General features: G+C 62.6%; 1 protein-coding gene. It reads right to left on the bottom strand.

The window, feature by feature from the left end; genetic code table 11:
* Positions 1–364: hypothetical protein (locus AC1D0P_RS32255; protein ID WP_477680444.1), on the bottom strand; the 364-nt coding region annotated here is incomplete at both ends.

Raw genomic sequence — 364 nt, 5'->3', positions numbered from 1 at the left:
GTAGCGAATTTCGTACCAAGCCTCGGCACGGTCGCCTTTTTCGATCGCGGCCTGCAGTTTCGGGCCCAGCATGCTGGGCGCATTCCAGGTGAGCGAGAAGAGGGCGGCGCGCTCGGAGGACTCCGGAATGCCCGGGACCCAGGCGTCGATGCGGCCGTCATAATAATCATCGAGCGCATCCAGCGCCTTGGCGATCGCGGCGTCGCCTGAGAAGGCGAAGGTGGTCGGCACCTTGCTGTCGTGATGATCGTGCCAGTCCTGCATCACCGCGTTCAGGTTGGCGATCAGCACAGCATTTTGGCCGGGCGTATAACTCTTGTCGATCTGTGTCGCCAGCCGGTCTTCGAGCGTCTGGCTCCAGTGC

This window comes from Polaromonas sp. P1_G2, assembly GCF_056405515.1.
Note: the sequence above shows the minus strand (reverse complement) of the source record. Positions and strands in the feature narration are given on the sequence as shown.